The organism is Streptomyces sp. NPDC004788, from assembly GCF_053601115.1.
Genome location: NZ_JBSGBF010000128.1, coordinates 1 through 19,522, shown reverse-complemented (window position 1 = coordinate 19,522; position 19,522 = coordinate 1). Strand labels below are relative to the sequence as shown.

Annotated in this window: 13 protein-coding genes; 3 read left to right on the top strand and 10 right to left on the bottom strand. The window is 70.5% G+C overall.

The features are described from left to right. Positions 1-156: 156 nt before the first annotated feature. From trxA to ACWEJX_RS34325, 7 genes are all read right to left on the bottom strand, one after another. Positions 157-489 (bottom strand): thioredoxin, encoded by a 333-nt coding sequence (gene trxA, locus ACWEJX_RS34355; RefSeq protein ID WP_451611337.1) that lies wholly within the window; start codon positions 487-489, stop codon positions 157-159. Between the two features lie 48 nt (positions 490-537). Continuing rightward, positions 538-1,503: a thioredoxin-disulfide reductase gene (gene trxB / locus ACWEJX_RS34350; protein ID WP_451611336.1), complete on the bottom strand. Its 966-nt coding sequence runs from the start codon at positions 1,501-1,503 to the stop codon at positions 538-540. A gap of 142 nt (positions 1,504-1,645) precedes the next feature. Further along, entirely contained in the window at positions 1,646-2,551 is a 906-nt protein-coding gene (locus tag ACWEJX_RS34345; RefSeq protein ID WP_451611335.1) for an anti-sigma factor family protein, read from the bottom strand. Further along, complete coding sequence (sigM, locus tag ACWEJX_RS34340; RefSeq protein WP_451611334.1) at positions 2,548-3,252, bottom strand: RNA polymerase sigma factor SigM; 705 nt, start codon at positions 3,250-3,252, stop codon at positions 2,548-2,550. The genes ACWEJX_RS34345 and sigM overlap by 4 nt, the downstream gene beginning before the upstream one ends. A gap of 26 nt (positions 3,253-3,278) precedes the next feature. Continuing rightward, positions 3,279-4,991, bottom strand: coding sequence for a serine/threonine protein kinase (locus ACWEJX_RS34335; protein WP_451611333.1), 1,713 nt, complete (start codon positions 4,989-4,991; stop codon positions 3,279-3,281). A 129-nt stretch (positions 4,992-5,120) separates the two neighbouring features. After that, on the bottom strand, positions 5,121-7,334 hold the full coding sequence (gene murJ / locus ACWEJX_RS34330) for a murein biosynthesis integral membrane protein MurJ (RefSeq protein ID WP_451611332.1): 2,214 nt from the start codon (positions 7,332-7,334) through the stop codon (positions 5,121-5,123). 45 nt (positions 7,335-7,379) lie between these two features. Beyond that, a complete protein-coding gene (locus ACWEJX_RS34325; protein WP_451611331.1) occupies positions 7,380-9,767 on the bottom strand; it encodes a DUF6049 family protein in 2,388 nt (795 codons plus the stop codon). Between the two features lie 213 nt (positions 9,768-9,980). Here ACWEJX_RS34325 and ACWEJX_RS34320 point away from each other — a divergent pair, with 213 nt between their 5' ends. Beyond that, positions 9,981-11,450, top strand: a complete 1,470-nt coding sequence (locus ACWEJX_RS34320) for a CCA tRNA nucleotidyltransferase (protein WP_451611330.1) — start codon at positions 9,981-9,983, stop codon at positions 11,448-11,450. Positions 11,451-11,544: 94 nt separating this feature from the next. Here ACWEJX_RS34320 and ACWEJX_RS34315 read toward each other — a convergent pair whose 3' ends face one another. The 3 genes from ACWEJX_RS34315 to ACWEJX_RS34305 form a co-directional block, all read right to left on the bottom strand. Continuing rightward, positions 11,545-12,807: an MFS transporter gene (locus ACWEJX_RS34315; RefSeq protein WP_451611329.1), complete on the bottom strand. Its 1,263-nt coding sequence runs from the start codon at positions 12,805-12,807 to the stop codon at positions 11,545-11,547. Between the two features lie 91 nt (positions 12,808-12,898). Then, entirely contained in the window at positions 12,899-13,981 is a 1,083-nt protein-coding gene (locus tag ACWEJX_RS34310; RefSeq protein WP_451611328.1) for an inositol-3-phosphate synthase, read from the bottom strand. A gap of 48 nt (positions 13,982-14,029) precedes the next feature. Then, the gene (locus ACWEJX_RS34305; RefSeq protein WP_451611327.1) at positions 14,030-14,719 is read right to left on the bottom strand and encodes a helix-turn-helix transcriptional regulator; all 690 of its coding nucleotides are present in this window, start codon (positions 14,717-14,719) and stop codon (positions 14,030-14,032) included. A 404-nt stretch (positions 14,720-15,123) separates the two neighbouring features. Between ACWEJX_RS34305 and ACWEJX_RS34300 the strand changes: the two genes are divergently transcribed. Continuing rightward, a complete protein-coding gene (locus ACWEJX_RS34300; RefSeq protein WP_451611326.1) occupies positions 15,124-17,835 on the top strand; it encodes a transglycosylase domain-containing protein in 2,712 nt (903 codons plus the stop codon). Positions 17,836-17,970: 135 nt separating this feature from the next. Next, a complete protein-coding gene (locus ACWEJX_RS34295; RefSeq protein ID WP_451611325.1) occupies positions 17,971-19,449 on the top strand; it encodes a glycosyltransferase family 87 protein in 1,479 nt (492 codons plus the stop codon). Positions 19,450-19,522 lie beyond the last annotated feature (73 nt).

Here is a 19,522-nt window from a genome sequence, read left to right as displayed (position 1 = left end):
ACCCCCCCAACCCCTTTCGCGTCTTTTGTTTTTGTTGAACTCTGGTTGGTGGGCCGGCTGGGGGGGGGCGGCCGTGCGCACGCCGCGGTTACGGCGGGCCCCCCCCCCCCGCGGCGGGGGGCGGGCCGCCGATGTTTCACGTGAAACAACGAGAGGTCACTTCGCCTCGACGAAGCCCTCCAGGTCACGCAGCAGCGCGGCCTTCGGCTTGGCGCCGACGATGGTCTTCACGACCTCGCCGCCCTGGTAGACGTTCATCGTCGGGATCGACATGATGCCGTACTTGGCAGCCGTGGTCGGGTTCTCGTCGATGTTGAGCTTCACGATGGTGATCTCGGGGTGCTCAGCGGCGATGGCCTCAAGGGACGGGGCGATCTGGCGGCACGGGCCGCACCACTCGGCCCAGAAGTCCACGACGACGGGCTTGTCGCTCTTGAGGACCTTCTCGTCGAAATCAGCGTCGGTGACGATAACGGTGGCGCCGGCCACGGCGACCTCCTTTGGTTGGCGGGGTGTGGGGTGAGGAAGGCGTAGGGGTCAGACCGCGGGGGTCTCGGCCAGCTTCTCGCTGTCGGCGAGGGCGGCCAGGAAGCGCTCCGCGTCGAGGGCGGCGGAGCAGCCGGTGCCGGCGGCGGTGATCGCCTGGCGGTAGGTGTGGTCGACGACGTCGCCGGCGCCGAAGACACCCGTGAGGTTGGTGCGGGTGGACGGGGCGTCGACCTTCAGGTAGCCCTCCTCGTCCAGCTCCAGCTGGCCCTTGAAGAGCTCCGTGCGCGGGTCGTGGCCGACGGCGATGAAGAGACCGGTCACCGGCAGCTCGCTCGTCTCGCCCGTCTTGGTGTTGCGCAGGGTCAGACCGGAGAGCTTGGGGTCGCCGTGGATCTCGGCGACCTCGCTGTCCCAGGCGAACTTGATCTTCGGGTCGGCGAAGGCACGCTCCTGCATCGCCTTGGAGGCGCGCAGCGTGTCACGGCGGTGGACGATCGTCACGGACTTGGCGAAGCGCGAGAGGAAGGTGGCCTCCTCCATCGCGGTGTCGCCGCCGCCGACCACGGCGATGTCCTGGTCCTTGAAGAAGAAGCCGTCGCAGGTGGCGCACCAGGAGACACCGCGACCGGAGAGGGCGTCCTCGTTCGGCAGGCCGAGCTTGCGGTGCTGGGAGCCGGTCGTGACGATGACGGCCTTGGCGCGGTGGACGGTGCCGGCGGTGTCCGTGACGGTCTTGATGTCACCGGTGAGGTCCACGGCGACGACGTCGTCCGGAACGAGCTCGGCGCCGAAGCGCTCGGCCTGGGCGCGCATGTTGTCCATGAGGTCCGGGCCCATGATGCCGTCACGGAAGCCGGGGAAGTTCTCCACCTCGGTCGTGTTCATCAGGGCGCCACCGGCGGTGACCGCACCCTCGAAGACGAGCGGCTTCAGCGACGCGCGTGCGGTGTACAGCGCAGCGGTGTAACCCGCGGGACCGGAGCCGATGATGATCACATTACGGACGTCGCTCACGGGTTTCTTCCTCGTCTCTGCAGACTGCCTACTGCCTACGGGGGCGGGCTCGGATGGGTGACTCTCACCCCACCCAACGGATCCTAAGGGGCGAGCATTCCCGAGACGGCCACGCGGCACGGTGCTGAGACGGAGCCCGAGGTCAGGAGCGCGGGACGGACTCGTTCAGAAGCACCTCGCCCTTGCCCTTCCCGCCGCCCGACGCGCAGGAGCCGTCCACCACGAACGCCTGCACCTGACTGCTGTCCGCGGTGTCGGGAAGGACGACCAGATAGGCGGGTGTCCCCTGGTAGTCGCCCTGCTGGAAGCCGAGGACCGGGTCGGTGCGTCCGGTGGCGGCCTTGACGCAGTCGGGCAGGGCGGCGCCCGTCCTGCGCGTCTGCCCGTCGCCGCCGCTCTCGGCCGAGAGGGACTCGGGAGCGCCGCTGCGGTCCTGGGGCGCCTTGAAGCTGGTGTTCCGGTGCAGCAGGTCCTGCACGGTGGACTCGACGGGCCGGCCGTCGAACCCGGCGGCGCTCGCGGCGACGGCGGCATCGGCCTTCTTGTCGCCTGCCGAGGTCGCACCGCCGAGTGCGCCCGACTGGGTGAAGAAGAGGCCCAGGCCCAGGGCCGCGGCGCCGAAGACCGCGCCGAGGGCGGCGATCCGGCGCCGGGAGCGGCGCGGGCGGCCGGGGCCGGTGGCGGCGGAGGGACGCCCGGCGGGCCGGTCCGCAGGGCGGTCGGCCGGGACGGACGGCGCGGGGCGGGGGCGCGATGTTTCACGTGAAACAGGCGCGTCGGCCTCCGGTGCGGTCGCGTTCAGCAGGGCTTCCGCGGCGAGGGCGGCATCGATCCGCCCGGCGATCTCGGCGGGCATCCGGGGCGGCCCCGGCAAGGTGCCCAGGAGCCCGCGGATCTCCTCCAGGGACGTCCGGACGTCCGCGCAGAGGGGACAGGCGTCGAGATGCTGCCGTACGGCCGCGCTGCGGGCGGGGGAGAGCAGGCCCTCGGTGAGATCGGAGATCTCCGCGACGTCCGGGTGCTGAGTCGTGTCGGCCGTGGAAGTCACGCGCGCCCACCTCCGCCCTTCACAGCAGCTGCATTGCTCGGTCCGCTATCCGTCGGCCCCGGCACCGGTGGGACGGATGCCCCCGGCGTCCGGTTCCTTCCCCCGTCGGGGCCTTCGTTACCCACCGTGTCCCCGCGCAGATGAGTGACCATCGGCAGCAGCCTCGCCCGCCCGCGGGCACAGCGGCTCTTCACGGTCCCGGTGGGGACATCGAGGATACGAGCGGCCTCGGCCACCGGGTATCCCTGCATGTCGACCAGGACGAGCGCAGCCCGTTGTTCCTCCGGCAGCGTGGCGAGCGCGGCCAGCAGCTGGCGGTGCAGATCCTGCCGCTCGGCGGGTGCCTCGGCCGACTCGTGCGGTTCGAGGAGCTGCTCGAACCGTGCGGTGTCGTCCATGGGCGAGGTCCGGCGGGATGCCGTCTTCCGGGCCCGGTCGAGGCAGGCGTTCACCGTGATGCGGTGCAGCCAGGTCGTGACGGCCGACTGGCCCCGGAAGGTATGGGCGGCCCGGAAGGCCGACACGAGGGCGTCCTGGACGGCGTCAGCGGCCTCCTCGCGGTCTCCCAGCGTCCGCAGGGCCACCGCCCACAGCCGGTCGCGGTGGCGCCGTACGAGCTCACCGAAGGCGTCAGGATCGCCGGCCACATGGTCGGCCAGCAGATCCTGGTCGCTCCGTTCGTCGTGTGGGACGTCGTCCAACGGTGAGCCCCTCCCCCGGGGTGACGTCAGCTGGTGACCTTGATCTCCGAGATCTCACCCCGGTAACCGTCTCCGCCGGCCGGCAGATCGGTCAGCCAGACGAGAACGTAGCGCGTCTTCAGCGGCTTGCCGGGGGTGAGGGCCACTGTGGTCCCGTTGCCCGCGGTCTGCCTGCGGAAGTCGTCGAGCCGGCTGGGCTGCGAGGTGAAGTTCTCGGGAGTCGTCCGCAGTTCGACCGAGGTGGCGCCGTGGAAGGCGACCTCGACCTTGGCGACCTGCTGGACCTTGCCGAGGTCGAGGATGATGCCCACCCCGTCCTTCAGGTTGCCGAACTTCGAGTAACCCTTGTAACTGCTGGTCGTCCACGAGGTGTTCGGGTCACCGTCGTAGGCGTTCTTTATGTCCCGGGGGTTCTCGCCGCCGTCGCTGCCCTGCGGGTCGAAGTCCCGCGCGTCCTCGATCGCGACCGGCTTGCCGTTCGCCGTCGGCTCCTTGTTGTCGTCGCCCGACGGCTGCGGCTGGGTCGGCGGCGTCTCGGCCGACTTGTTCTGGTCCAGGAGCCGGTCGGCGATCTGCCAGCTGCCCAGGCCGAGGGCGGCGATCAGCAGGGCCGAGACGGCCCACTTGAGCACCTTGCCGGTACGGCTCTGCAGCGGCGGCGGCGGGACCATGACCGGCTGGGTGACCACGGGGCGCGGCTGGGGGCGCCCGTAGGTGCCCTGCTGGTAGGTGGTGCGCTGGTACTCGGGCGGCGTCGGGAGCGGGAACTCCGGCTCCGGCGGCCGGATGCGCGGCATCGCCGCGACGGCCTTCGCCAGCTCGTCCGGCGTGGTGCAGGGCGGCTCCTGGCGCGAGGCCGTGGCCCCGTCGTTCGCCAGGGCGCGCATCGCGATCTCCGAGAGGCCCCGGTGGACGCCCGCCCGCACCTGGTCGGGGGCGAGCAGCCCGACGCCCTTGGGCAGCCCGGAGAGCCCGTAGGCGTCGTTCTCGTACGGCCAGCGCTGGGTGAGCGCCGCGTAGAGGAGGGCGCCGATCGCCTCGGTGTCCGTGCGCTGCGGGCGGTCGGCGCTGATGCCGCGCAGGGCGGCGTTCACGGCGAGGCCGCGGATCCGGTACTGGCCGGTGGAGCTTCGCAGCACGGCGCTCGGCGTGAGCCGGAGGTGCGAGAGGCCCTCGCGGTGCGCCGCGGCCATGGCCTGGGAGACCTGGCTGACGAGCTGGTAGGCGTCGTGCGGCTCCATGGGGCCGGCCGCGAGCAGCGCGGTCAGCTCGGTGGAGTCGGGCAGCCACTCGTGCACGACGTAGACGAGGTCGTTCTCCTCGACCGCGTCGAGGACCTGCACGAACCGCGGGTCGCCGAGCAGCGCGGCGGAGCGGGCGGCGGCGAGGACGGAGCGGGCGCGGGAGTGGTCGGCGGGCAGGATGTGCACGCCGACGGCGCGCCGCAGCTTCTCGTCGACGGCACGCCAGCTGCTGAATCCGTCCAGTCGGGTGACGCACTCCTCCAGCCGGTACCGTCTCGCCAGCTTGTGGCCGCTGTGCAGTTCGGGTGCGGTGATGGAGGACTGTTCGCCGTTCTGTCGTTCGACCGCCTTGCTCTTCGTGGCCTCGGCGGGCGTGCCCGCCTTCTTCTGCGCTTCCGCCACCCCGTCGGTCGCGGCCGTGTCCGCCTTGGCGGTCAGCGGGTCGTCACCGCTGTTGTCGGCCACGTCGACGGCAGCCGTGCTACGTTCCGCCACCGTCGTTCCTGCCTCCCCATCCGTTGCGCCACATCCAACAGCCATGCCAATTGTGCCCACAGTCCGGCCCTATGCACGACACGCGTCGGCAGACGATGGTTGTGCGAACCCCGCGCACCTGTCGTTCGATCAGCGTCCCAGACGGCCGCGGACCATGCCCACCATGGAGTTGAGCTCCGCGATCCGCATGCGCTTGGCCGCCACGAAGAAGACCCCGAGCAGGACGGCGCTGCCGACGACGAGGGCCGCGAGCGATCCCAGGGCCCCTTCGCCGAGCACCTTCAGGAGGGCGAAGCCGACGGCTCCGGCGGCGACGGCGGCCGGCAGGGAGGCCAGGCACAGCCGGGCGTAGGTGCGGATGACATGGGCGCCGTCCAGGTCGCCGCCGAGGCGCTTGCTCAGCCGGCGCCAGGCGACGCCGACGCCGACCATGTAGGCCAGGCCGTAGGAGGCGGCCATGCCGACGACCGCCCAGCGGGCGGGCAGCACGACGTAACAGACGGCCGAGGCGGCCGCGTTGACGGCGGCGACGATGACGGTGTTGTAGAAGGGCGTCCGGGTGTCCTCGTAGGCGTAGAAGCCGCGGAGCACCACGTACTGCACCGAGAAGGGGATCAGGCCGAGGCCGAAGGCCATCAGGATGAAGCCCATGCCCTGGGCGGCCTCGACGCCGCTGGAGGCGTAGAGCAGGGTGCACATCGGGACGCCGAGGGCGAGGAAGGCGAAGGCGATCGGGACGATGGCCACGGCCGAGTTGCGCAGGCCCTGGGAGATGTCGTCGCGGACGGCGCCCGGATCGTCGTCGGAGGCGGCGCGGGAGATGCGGGGCAGCAGGGCGGCCATGACGGAGACGGTGATGATGGCCTGCGGCATGCCCCAGATCAGCTGGGCGTTGGAGTAGGCGAGGAAACCGGCGCCGTTCTTGCCGGACTCCTCACCGGCCGCGGTGGCGAGCTGGGTGACGACCAGGACACCGGCCTGGTTGGCGAGCACGAACAGCACGGTCCACTTGGCCAGTTTGACCGTCTTGCCGAGGCCGTGGCCCTTCCAGTCGAAGCGGGGACGGAAGCGGAAGCCGGTCTCGCGCAGGTACGGGATCATCGCCAGGGCCTGCACGACGAGGCCGAGCAGGGTGCCGATGCCGAGCAGCCGGACGCCGTCGTCGGGGATCGTCCGGACGCCCATGTGGGACTCGGCGGAAGTGCCGTAGACCCAGATGAACAGGCCGAACGTGGTGATCATGACGATGTTGTTGAGGACCGGGGTCCACATCATCGCGCCGAACTTGCCGCGGGCGTTGAGGATCTGACCCATCACCACGTGCACGCCCATGAAGAAGATGGTGGGCAGGCAGTAGCGGGCGAAGGTGACGGCGACGCTGTTGGCGGCCGCGTCGTCGGCGATGGTGCTCGACATCAGCCGGATCAGCACCGGTGCCGCGAACACGGCGATGGTGACGATCACGCCGAGCGCCACCATGACGAGCGTCAGCAGCCGGTTGGCGTACGCCTCGCCGCCGTCCTCGTCGTTCTTCATCGAGCGGACGAGCTGCGGCACGAAGACTGAGTTGAGGCCGCCGCCGATGGTGAGGATGTAGATCATCGTCGGCAGCGTGTAGGCGACGGTGTACGTGTCACCGAGCAGCGCGGCGCCGAGGGCGCCGGTGATCACCAGGCTGCGGACGAATCCGGTGAGACGGGAGACGAGGGTGCCGGCGGCCATCACGGCGCTCGACTTGAGCAGCCCGGAGGCGCGGCCGGCCTTCTTCGGGGCGGGCGCGGGCATGGGGTTCGGCTCCGGGGACGGCGGCGGCACCTGGCCGGGCGCCTGCTGGTCCCGGTAGAGGTGGGCGAAGGCGTCGGTCTCCGGCTCCTCCTCCCCCGCCGACGTCACCAGGTCGTCGACGCCGGTGAACTGGACCGTGCGGGCGTCGTCGCCGTACGGCAGGTGGCGCGAGGGGCCGTCGGGCTCGGGCGCCGGGGTCTGGGCCCAGACGCGCGGGTCCGGGGCGTGCGCGGGCGCGGCCGGCTGCTGGTAGAGCGGCTGCGGCTCCGCGTAGGTGCCCGGCGGGGGCGGCGGATGCGCGGCCCGGTCGTAGAGCGCCTCGCCCACCGGGTCCTGGGCGGACAGGTCCCGCGCCTGGTACGGGTCGTGGGCGAAGGCGTCCTGGACGTACGGGTCCTGGCCGTAGGCGTACGGGGCCTGCTGCTGCGCGTGCTGGTCCGGGGCGGCCTGCTGCGGCGGCGGGACCGGCCCGGGGCCGGGTGCCGGGGTCGCGGGCGTCCCACCGGACGGCGCGTTGCCCGCGCCCTGGCCGCGGTCACCGTCGTACGGCGCGTTCATGGTTACCCCACCTCATCGTCCCCGGCCGACCGGCCACGACATCGCTCAACGGTCCACTTTCTCACCCGCGCCGGACGGGTCGCCGCTTTCGGGCCCGGTGTCCGGCGTCGGGTCACTCGGCTGCGCCGTCTCCGAGCCGTCGTCGGGTTCCGTTTCGGCGCTGCCGGCGCGGGTCTCGCCGGTGGTGTCGGCAGCGGCGGAACCAGTCTCCGCCTCCGCTTCGGCGCCGTCAGCGGCCTCGTCGGCGGCCTCGGCCTCGGCGTTCCGGGCGGCTGCCCGCTTGCGCTGGGAGTACATCCGGATGCCGGCGAGGACGAGCAGCAGCACACCGCCGGCGATCACGAGCATCACCGTCGGGGTGATCTCGGAGACCTTCACGGTGAACGTCATCGGAGTGCCGTAGGGCGTGCCGTCCTCGGTGTAGAGCTGGGCCGTCATCGTGACCGGGCCGTTCGCATTGGCCGAGGCGTTGAACTTCACCGACTGGCTGTGCCCGCCATTGATCTTCACGGGCCGGTCGGCGGTGCCCTCGCCGTCCAGCTTGACGCGGTTCTTGTTGCTGGACTGCAGCCGCAGCACCAGATGGTCGACGCCCTGCAGCAGCCGGTTCTGCACGGTCACCGGAATGGTGGCGCTCCGGCCGGACAGCGTGAGGTCCGACTTCTTGATCAGCTGCACCTCTTCGGTGAGGCTCCGCAGATAACGCAGGACCTCCTCGCGGTAGAGGGCGGCCGAGGGAGCCTCCCCGCGCCAGGACGTCGACATCTCGCGGCTGATCGCGTTGGTGAACGGCGGGACCACGCGGTCCGGGGCGGTCAGGATGACCCGGAAGTCGTCCAGCTCGTCCCGGGTGTCCTTCATCTTGAGGAAGGCAGTGGTGTCGAGTTCCTGGGCGCGCAGCTTCTTCGGGTACGAGCGGCTGCTCGGGATCCGCGTCGAGGCGTCCGGGTCGGGCGTCTCCGCGGCGGCGGCCGGCAGGTCCTCCGGCTCCGTCCAGCGCTTGGCGCCGAGCGCCTGCAGCGCCGTCGCCATGCTCTGCGCCTGCGCGATCGAGGGCATGCGCTGCGGGGCGACCACGACGCTGCGCTGTTTCTCGGGCAGCTCCAGGGTCGTGGCCAGCGACTGGGCGAGGAAGGACTGGACGGCCAGGGTGGAGCTGTCGGCCCTGATGAGGTCGCCCTGGAACGCCTTCGACAGACCGGCGTCGCTGACCACCGCGGTGGTGCCGCCGCCGACCGGACGGGCCGCGGTCGGGGTGTACGAGAGGTCGTCGCGGAAGCTGTCGCTGCGGGCGATCACGTTGTGCGCGCCCGCCGAGGTGGCGACGGCCATGATCGAGGCGTCGACGGCCCCGTCGACGGGCCAGGCGAAGTCGGTGGACGGCTTCACGTGGAGGATCGTCTCCACCGTGGTCGAGGCCAGCGCGGACGCCTGCTGGAGGTGGCTGAGCGAGCCGGGGACCTCCTTGCCGTGGTGGGCGAGGGAGGCCAGGTCGGGGTCCGCGAACGGCAGGGCGACGACCTTGTGGCCCTGCACGGCCTTCTCCAGGGCGTCCAGCCAGCGCTCGGCGACGTCCTGGTTCCGGCCCGGCACCTCGCTCGCGCCGCTCTTGACCATGTACGGCTCGGTCATCGCGGTGACGGCGGCGAGCAGGTCCGGGTCGATCACCCAGGTGACCGGGAGGCCCTTGCCGAGCGAGACCATCTCGTGGAGCCGGCCGCCGGGGGCGAGATCGGCGGCCAGGTCGTCGTTCTCGAAGACAGGCGTCTGCTGGAGGTTCGCGCCCGTCTCGGCGGAGACGTGCGACGTGGAGATCAGCGGCCAGAGATAGGTGAGCTTGGTCTTCTTCTCGGCCTCGTCGGGCTGGTACGGCAGGAAGGTCCGCTCGATGCCGAGCAGCCGCTCATAGGGCTGGCCGGTGGTCTGGCCCGACAGCGAGACGCCGAGCTGATAGACGCCCGCGTCGTCGAGACCCAGCTTGGACACCGGCACCGAGAGCGTGAAGTCGCGGCTGAGCCCGGCGCCCAGCCTGGGGATCTTGACCGTGTAGGCACCGCCCAGCGGGGCGGGGTCGCTGCCGTAGCGGACACCGTCCCGGTCGGCGACGTCGTCGATCTCGCTCCGGCTGGTCATCCGCGGGCCGACCCGCAGATCGACCGTGGCATTGGTCACGGACTGCTTGGTCTCGTTGGTGACCGTGCCCGTGATGGTGAGTGTGTCGCCTTCCACAGGGGCGTTCGGCGTCAGTGTGTCGACCGACACGTCCACGCCGTTGTTTCCGCCCGCGCTCTCGGCCGCCTGTGCGGCGGGCGCGGGCAGGCCCTGGAGGAGCCCGGCGAGGAGCGGGGCCGCCACGGCGAGGGAGGCCGTGCGCCGCAGCCAGCGGCGGGCAGGTGAGGGAGCGGTCCCCTGGATAGCTGCCGCCTCGGCCACGCGTCGCCCGTCCTCGTCGTTGTCAGTGGTGCCAGTGGTGTCGGTGGTTCCCGGTTGCTGTGTCCAGGCATGGTAACGAGGCACGCGGGGGCCAAGTGCCGGGGACTGCTCCAGGCGAAGGCGCGCACGGGAGCGCGGGCCGGGCCGCGGCCCGGCGTGCCCGCGGGAAAACGAGGGCATGGCGGTGAGCCGGGGCACGTACCCTTTTCTGTTGTGCCGAACGCCAATGAAGAGACCCCCACCGCGCTGAGCCAGGTGCAGCGCCGCGCCGTCAGCGAGCTGCTGCGCGTGTCCCCCGTCGCCGACGACCTCGCCATCCGCTTCAAGGAGGCCGGGTTCAGCCTCGCGCTGGTCGGCGGCTCGGTACGGGACGCCCTCCTCGGCCGTCTCGGCAACGACCTGGACTTCACCACCGACGCCCGTCCCGAGGACGTGCTGAAGATCGTCCGCCCCTGGGCCGACGCCGTCTGGGAGGTCGGGATCGCGTTCGGCACCGTCGGCTGCCAGAAGCAGGCCCGCGTCGGAGACGCCGATCAGAACTTCCTGGTGGAGATCACCACGTACCGCTCGGAGGCGTACGACCGCACCTCGCGCAAGCCCGAGGTGTCCTACGGCGACTCCATCGAGGAGGATCTGGTCCGGCGCGACTTCACCGTCAACGCCATGGCCGTGGCGCTCCCGGAGAAGGAGTTCATCGACCCGCACGGCGGTCTGGAAGACCTGTCCGAGCGGGTGCTGCGCACCCCCGGCACGCCCGAGGAGTCTTTCTCGGACGACCCGCTGCGCATGATGCGGGCCGCGCGCTTCGCCGCGCAGCTGGACTTCGAGGTGGCTCCCGAGGTCGTCACCGCCATGACGGAGATGGCCGGCCGGCTGGAGATCGTCTCCGCCGAGCGCATCCGTGAGGAGTTCAACAAGCTCCTGCTCTCGGCGCACCCCCGCAAGGGCCTCGGGCTCCTCGTCGACACCGGCCTGGCCGCGCACGTCGTCCCCGAGCTTCCGGCCCTGCGCCTGGAGAGCGACGAGCACCACCGGCACAAGGACGTCTACGAGCACTCGCTCACCGTCCTCGACCAGGCGATCGACCTGGAGGAGGACGGCCCGGACCTGGTGCTGCGTCTCGCGGCCCTGCTCCACGACATCGGCAAGCCGCGCACCCGCCGCTTCGAGAGGGACGGCCGGGTCTCGTTCCACCACCACGAGGTGGTCGGCGCGAAGATGACCAAGAAGCGCATGACCGCGCTGAAGTACTCCAACGAGCTGATCAAGGACGTGTCGCGGCTGGTGGAGCTGCATCTGCGCTTCCACGGCTACGGCACGGGCGAGTGGACCGACTCCGCCGTCCGCCGCTACGTCCGCGACGCCGGGCCGCTGCTCTCCCGCCTCCACAAGCTGACCCGCTCGGACTGCACCACCCGCAACAAGCGCAAGGCCGCCGCGCTCTCCCGCGCCTACGACGGCCTGGAGGAGCGCATCGCCAAGCTCCAGGAGCAGGAGGAGCTGGACTCGATCCGTCCCGATCTCGACGGCAACCAGATCCAGGAGATCCTGGGCATCCGTCCTGGGCCGGGTGTCGGCCGCGCCTACAAGTTCCTGCTTGAGCTGCGCCTGGAGAACGGGCCGATGGAGCACGACGCCGCCGTGGCCGCGCTCAAGGAGTGGTGGGCGACCCAGGACGCCTGATGGGGACTCCGGTGCGGCCGGTGTTTCACGGCCGGTGTTTCACGTGAAACACCGGCGGACCGGCACCGGCATGCGACACCAGCGGGGCGATGTTTCACGTGAAACGTCGCCCCGCTCGCCGTAGGGCCAGCGCGATGAGCGCGTAGAGGGCGGACACGAGCAGGACGATGGCGGGAGATCGCCCGTCCGGCGGGAGCATCAGGGCCGCGACCCCGGCCGCGCTGACGAAGGCGACGTTGAAGAGCACGTCGTAGAGGGAGAAGACCCGGCCGCGATAGGCGTCGTCCACGGAGATCTGGACGACCGTGTCCGTCGCGATCTTCGCTCCCTGGGTGATCAGTCCGAGGGAGAAGGCCGCCACGAGGAACGGCGTCCGGGCGAAGGTCAGCCCCAGGGCGGGGGTCAGCACCGCGGCCGCGGTCGCGCAGAGCGTGATCCAGCCGAACGGGCCGAGCCTCCCGACCGCCGCGGGCGAGAGCACCGCAGCGGCGAAGAAACCGGCGCCGGAGGCGGCGACGGCCAGACCGAGCACGGCCAGGCCCTGCGCCTGCGTGGTGCTCCAGGCGTACCGGCTGAGCATGAGCACGGTGACGAACAGCGCGCCGTAACAGAAGCGCATGAGGGTGACCGCGGCGAGGGCGTGGGCGGCCGGGCGGCGCTCGGCGAGGTGGCGCAGCCCCTGGACCAGTCCGCGTGCGGTGGAGGACAGCGCGCTGGCGAGCCGGGGCTGGACCAGCTCCGGGTCCGGCCCGAGGAGCTCGCGGGTCATCCGCAGTGAGGTGAGGGCGGAGCAGAGATAGAGGAAGGCGCCCAGGAGGACGACGGCGGCGTCGGAGTCGTCGGCGACCAGCCGCATCGCGAAGGCGAGTCCGCCGCCGAGGGTCGCGGCGAGGGTGCCGGCGGTCGGGGAGAGCGAGTTGGCGACGACCAGCCGCTCGTCGTCGACCACGCGCGGGAGCGCGGCGGAGAGTCCGGCCAGGACGAAGCGGTTGACGGCCGTGACGGAGAGGGCGGAGGCGTAGAAGAGCCAGTCGGGCGCCGATGCCAGCATCAGCAGCGCGGTCCCGGCGGCCAGGACGGTGCGCAGCAGATTGCCGTAGAGGAAGACCTGACGCCGCTGCCAGCGGTCGAGCAGGACTCCGGCGAAGGGGCCGACGAAGGAGTAGGGGAGCAGTAGGACGGCCATGGCGGAGGCGATGGCGGCGGGGCTCGTCTCCTTCTCGGGGGAGAAGACGACATAGGTGGCCAGGGCGACCTGGTAGACGCCGTCGGCGCACTGGGAGAGCAGCCGCACCGCGAGCAGGCGGCGGAAGTTGTGCAGGCGCAGCAGGACGCGCAGATCACGCACGACGGACATGGCAGCAAGACTCACATACGACGAGGGCCCCCGGGCAGTGCCACGGGGACCCTCGTCATCGAGCCGTCGAACGGTCTGCGGGACCGTCAGGTCAGCGCTCGACCTCGCCCTTGATGAACTTCTCGACGTTGGCCAGGGCCTCGTCGTCGAAGTACTGGACCGGCGGGGACTTCATGAAGTAGCTCGACGCGGAGAGGATCGGGCCGCCGATGCCGCGGTCCTTGGCGATCTTCGCGGCGCGCAGGGCGTCGATGATGACACCGGCGGAGTTCGGGGAGTCCCACACCTCGAGCTTGTACTCCAGGTTCAGCGGGACGTCACCGAAGGCGCGGCCCTCGAGGCGGACGTACGCCCACTTGCGGTCGTCCAGCCAGGCCACGTAGTCCGAGGGGCCGATGTGGACGTTCTTCTCGCCGAGGTCCCGGTCGGGGATCTGGGAGGTGACGGCCTGCGTCTTGGAGATCTTCTTGGACTCCAGGCGCTCGCGCTCGAGCATGTTCTTGAAGTCCATGTTGCCGCCGACGTTCAGCTGCATGGTGCGCTCGAGACGGACACCGCGGTCCTCGAAGAGCTTCGCCATCACGCGGTGCGTGATGGTGGCGCCCACCTGGGACTTGATGTCGTCACCGACGATCGGGACACCGGCCTCGGTGAACTTGTCGGCCCACTCCTTGGTGCCGGCGATGAAGACCGGAAGGGCGTTGACGAAGGCGACCTTGGCGTCGATGGCGCACTGCGCGTAGAACTTCGCGGCGTCCTCGGAGCCCACGGGCAGGTAGCAGACGAGAACGTCGACCTGCTTGTCCTTGAGGACCTGGACGACGTCGACCGGGGCCTCGGCGGACTCCTCGATGGTCTGGCGGTAGTACTTGCCGAGACCGTCGAGGGTGTGGCCGCGCTGGACCGTGACGCCCTTGTTGGGGACGTCGCAGATCTTGATGGTGTTGTTCTCGCTGGCGCCGATGGCGTCCGACAGGTCGAGGCCGACCTTCTTCGCGTCCACGTCGAACGCGGCCACGAACTCGACGTCACCGACGTGGTAGTCGCCGAACTGGACGTGCATCAGGCCGGGCACCTTGGTCGCCGGGTCGGCGTCCTTGTAGTACTCGACGCCCTGCACCAGCGAGGCGGCGCAGTTGCCCACGCCGACGATGGCTACGCGAACCGAACCCATTTCCGGTTGCTCCCTGTGTGTCGTGGAAGCCCTGCGGTGAGCAGGGTTTCACTTGGCGGTGTCGTCGGACGGATCCGGCCGGGTACTGCCCCCGTGCCGGGGCAGGCCGCCCGTTTCTCCAGAATTTCCTTGCTGCTGAGCGGTGCCCTCGGGGCCGTCGGAACGGGATCGCTGATCCCGGCCCGCCCGCTCGCTCTCGATGAGCTCGTTCAGCCAGCGCACTTCGCGCTCCACGGACTCCATTCCGTGGCGCTGCAGCTCAAGCGTGTAGTCGTCGAGGCGCTCGCGCGTCCGGTTCAGGGAGGCGCGCATCTTCTCCAGGCGCTCCTCCAGCCGGCTGCGGCGGCCCTCCAGCACCCGCACCCGCACCTCGCGCTCGGTCTGGCCGAAGAAGGCGAAGCGGGCGGCGAAGTGCTCGTCCTCCCAGGCGTCCGGGCCGGTGTGGGAGAGGAGCTCCTCGAAGTGCTCCTTACCAGCGGCCGTCAACCGGTAGACGATCTTGGCGCGGCGTCCCGCGAGTGAAGCCGCCACGGCCTCCTCGGGGGCGCTGCCCGGCTCCTCGATCAACCAGCCGTTGGCGACCAGCGTCTTGAGGCACGGATAGAGGGTCCCGTAGCTGAACGCCCGGAAGATGCCCAGCGAGGTGTTGAGCCGCTTGCGCAGCTCGTACCCGTGCATCGGGGCCTCGCGGAGCAGGCCGAGGACGGCGAACTCGAGGATTCCTGAGCGCCTGCTCATTCGCCGCCTCCTCCGCTCTCGGATCGTCTCTCGGACCTCGTGAAAACTCTTATGCCGAGTCGATGTGCCGCACTGATGTATCGACTCGATACATCCCGACGATAGAACGGCCTCACTGTTGCGACAAGTGGGGCTCGGGTGACCGGCGTCACATCGTCAATTCTCAGTAATCGACTTGCCGGATTTGTGACGAAGTCGGCACCAAGGCAGGTTTTGGCCGTGCGTAGTCTGTGCGGCATGCAGACCACCGGGAACCGAGCGATGCCGCAGCGCGTCAGTCAACCCGGTGACAGGCTGCGGCACGGCGCGACTTTGGTCCGAGCTCACGCCGTGTGCATTTCGGGGGGACCGGAACTCAACTGCCGCTTCCAGGCGTACGCGCCTGCCCGAGGAGTAGTCGTTCGATGAGCGAGCACCGTCGCAAAATGCCGCAGCAGCCGCCGAGTGGCGGCCGTGCTGCGGCCCGGCGCGCCGCCCAGCAGCCAATGGGCCGCAGGCCGGCTCCCGGCCATGATGCCGACCTGGGGTCACCGTCTGCCTCGTACGGGGCGCCCTCTTCTTATGGAGAGGAGCAGCGCCCTTACGGAGGACGTGCCGAAGCCCGGCGCGCGGCGCAGCGCGGTGGGCGCAGGCGCGCGCCCGAGGGCGGTGCCGGCGGCGGACGGCGTGGCGGAGGCGGCGGCCGTGGCACCGGCCCCGGCCGTGGCGGCGACGGTGGCCGCGGGCCCGGCAAGAAGCGGTTCATCGACTACCCGCGGTACGGCAAGTACGGCTGGCGCCGCTGGATGCCCTCGTGGAAGCTCGTGACGGGTCTGTTCCTCACGTTCTTCGGCGGCTTGATGGGCGCGGCGACGATCGCGTACGCCATGGTGGGCATCCCTGACGTGGCCATCAGCGCCAAGCAGCAGAACAACGTCTACTACTGGGCCGACGGCTCGGTGATGGCCGCGAGCGGCGGTGACGTCAACCGGCAGATCATCGACTACGCCCAGATCCCGAAGGCCATGCAGGACGCGGTGGTCTCGGCCGAGAACAAGACCTTCTGGGACGACTCCGGTGTCGATCCCATGGGTATCGCCCGTGCCGTGTGGAACATGGCCAAGGGCGGCCAGACCCAGGGCGGCTCCACCATCACCCAGCAGTACGTGAAGAACGCCCGCCTCGACGACCAGTCGCAGACGGTGACCCGCAAGGTCAAGGAACTCTTCATCTCGATGCGCGTCGGCAACGAGATGGACAAGCACCAGATCATGGCGGGCTACCTCAACACCTCGTACTACGGGCGTGGTGCCTACGGTCTCCAGGCGGCGGCCCGCGCGTACTTCGGCAAGAACGCCAGCGAGCTCGACCCCAGCCAGTGCGCCCTGCTCGCCTCCGTGCTCAAGGGCGCCACGTACTACGACCCGGCCGGCTACCCCGAGATCGACCCGACGGCCACGGCGGCGGCGAACACCGACCGCGCCACGAAGCGCTGGGCGTGGATCCTCGACGAGATGGTCAAGGACCAGAAGCTCAGCGCCGCCGACCGGGCCAAGTACACCGAGCTCCCCAAGACGAAGGGCCGGACCCAGGGCGCGCAGCTGGGTGGCCAGATCGGCTACCTGGTGCGCACGGCCGAGGCGAACTTCCTCAACAACAACGACAAGGGCATCACGGCGCAGACGCTCGCCAAGGGCGGCTTCGAGATCCACACCACCTTCGAGAAGAAGAGGGTCAGGGCCCTCGAGACCGCGGTCAAGGGCGTCTACAAGGAGCACATCGACCCGAAGAAGCGACCGGACAAGGACACCCACGTCCAGTTCGGCGGTGCGTCGGTGGACGTGAAGACCGGCGCGATCGTCGCGCTCTACGGCGGCACGGACGCCACCAAGCACTTCACCAACAACGCGGACCAGACCGGTGCCCAGGTCGGCTCGACCTTCAAGCCCTTCGTGCTGGCCGCCGCGATGCGCGACGGTGTGCGGGACCCCAAGGGGCCGACGGTGCAGGGTCCTGAGAGCCGCACGATCATCGACCCGGACAAGACCTACTACAACGGCACGAACAAGCTGACGATCAAGAACTACAACGGCACGACCTGGTACGACGACAAGGGCAACGAGTGGCGTCAGACCAACGACGACGGCGAGAGCCTGCCGAAGGTCGACCTGCGCAAGGCCATGATGAAGTCGCTGAACTCGCCGTACGTGCAGCTCGGCATGGACATCGGCATCGACAAGGTGCGCCAGTCGGCCATCGACGCGGGGCTGCTCGAGTCCTCCCTCGTGAAGGCGAACGTGCCGTCGTTCTCGCTCGGTATCTCCTCGCCGAGCGCGATCCGCATGGCCGGCGCCTACTCCACCTTCGCCAACAACGGCGAGCGGAACGACGTCTTCTCCGTCACCAAGGTCCTCCAGCGCGGTGAGGTCGTCTACGAGCACAAGGCCGCGCCCAAGCAGGCGTTCACCAGGGCCGTCGCCAGCAACGTGACCGACGTGCTGAAGGACGTCGTCAAGGCCGGTACCGGAACCAACGCGAAGCTCGACGACCGCGAGGCGGCCGGCAAGACCGGTACCACCGACGACAACAACTCGGCCTGGTTCGTGGGCTACACCCCGCAGCTGTCCACCGCGATCGACATGTACCGCTTCCCCGACGACGAGAACCTCAAGGTCCGCAAGTTCGAGTCCATGAAGGGCACCGGCGGTCTCGAGAAGATCCACGGTGCGTCGTTCCCGTCGCAGATCTGGCACGACTACATGACCGAGGCCCTCAAGAACACCGACCCGGAGAGCTTCCCGCCGCCGGAGAGCCTGGACAACGCCGAGGGCGTCTGGCGTGGCGTGGTCAGCCCGACCCCGACGCCGACCGACACCCCGTCGCAGACGCCGTCCGCCACCCCGTCGACCGAGTCGCCGACGGCGGACCCGACCAAGACGGCGAAGCCCGGCAAGACCTGCAGCGTCTGGGACTGGCCGTGCGACACGAACGGCGGAACCAGCAACGGCGGCGGCGCCAACGGCGGCACCACCGGCGGGTCCACCAGCCCGACCCCGTCGGGAACGGGTACCGCCACCATCGATCCCACCAGCGGCACCGGAAAACCGAACGGCGGTACCTGGGGCGGCATCGGCTGATCCCGCCCACCGCCTGACGGCACCGCGCCGCAACGGCGCCTTCGAGGGCCGCCGCACCCGGTCCGTACCCCGTGTACGGAACCGGGCGCGGCGGCCCTCGGCGTTTTCCCGGGCTCGTACGGCAGGATGTCCCCCATGCCGAGCCCCCAGAAGACGAGCCCTCCGCAGGACCCGGTGGTCCGCCCCACCCGCACGGACGACGTGGCGGCCAAGGGCAGCGAGCTGATCGGCGGGCCGATCGGACGCCGGGCGCTGCTCGGCGCCGGGCAGCTCACCCCGGTCCGGGTCGTCGCCCTGGTGGCCCTCGGGATGTTCGCGCTCGGCATGGTGCAGAAGCTGCCCTGCTACAACTGGGCCTGGTTCCGGGGCTCCACCTCCCAGTACACCCACGCCTGCTACTCCGACATCCCGCACCTGTTCTCCGGGCGCGGCTTCGCGGACGGCCTGGTCCCGTACTTCGACCGGATCGGCGGCGACATACCGTTCCTGGAGTACCCGGTCCTGACCGGTCTGTTCATGCAGGTCGCGGCGTGGCTGACGCCCGGCGGCGCCGACCTGACCGAGCGGCAGCAGGCGTACTGGCTGGTCAACGCCGGCCTGCTGATGGTCTGCACGGCCGTCCTGGCCGTCTGTGTGGCCCGGACGCACCGCAGGCGCCCCTGGGACGGCCTCCTCGTGGCGCTCGCGCCCGCCCTGGCGCTCACCGCCACGATCAACTGGGACCTGCTGGCCGTCGCCCTCACGGCCGCCGCGCTGCTGCTGTGGTCGCGGAGCCGCCCGCTCGGCTTCGGCGTCCTCCTCGGGCTCGCGACGGCGGCCAAGTTCTACCCGATACTGCTGCTCGTGCCCGTGTTCCTGCTGTGCTGGCGGGCGGCGAAGTGGCGGGCGTTCGGCGCGGCGGTGCTCGGCGCGGCCGGGTCGTGGCTGGTGGTGAACCTGCCGGTGATGCTGCTCGCTCCGGAGGGCTGGAAGCAGTTCTACGTGTTCAGCACCGAGCGGAACATCGACTTCGGCTCCGTGTGGCTGCTCATCAGCCAGACGACGGGCGCGGTGATCCGCCCCGAGACGGCCAACTACTGGGCGCTGTTCCTGATGATGCTCGCGGCCCTGGGGCTGGCCTATCTGGCCTTCACCGCGCCCCGCCGGCCCCGGCTCGCCCAGCTGGCCTTCCTGATCGTGGCCGCGTTCGTCCTCACCAACAAGGTCTACTCGCCGCAGTACGTGCTCTGGCTCATCCCGCTGGCGGTGCTGGCCAGGCCGCGCTGGCGGGACTTCCTGGTGTGGCAGGGGTGCGAGGTCATGTACTTCCTCGCCATCTGGCTCTACCTGGCGTACACGAGCAGCGGCAACAAGCAGGGCCTGCCGACCGACGGCTACCAGTTCGCGATCGTCCTGCACGTGCTCGGCACGCTCTATCTGTGCGCGCTCGTCGTCCGCGACATCCTGGTGCCCGACCGGGACGGGGTGCGGCGGGACGGCTCGGACGACCCCTCGGGCGGCGTCCTGGACGGCGCGGAGGACGTCTTCGTGTTCGGCAGGGCGGCGCACCCGGCCCGGCACGCGGCGCCGCTGACGGAGGGGCCGCGCGTGGAATGGGGCCTGCCCCGCGAGTGACCCCAGGAACGAGCAGCGGCCCCCGGGGTGGCGCGGGGGCCCCGGCCGGGGCAGGGGGCGGGCAGAGAGGGAG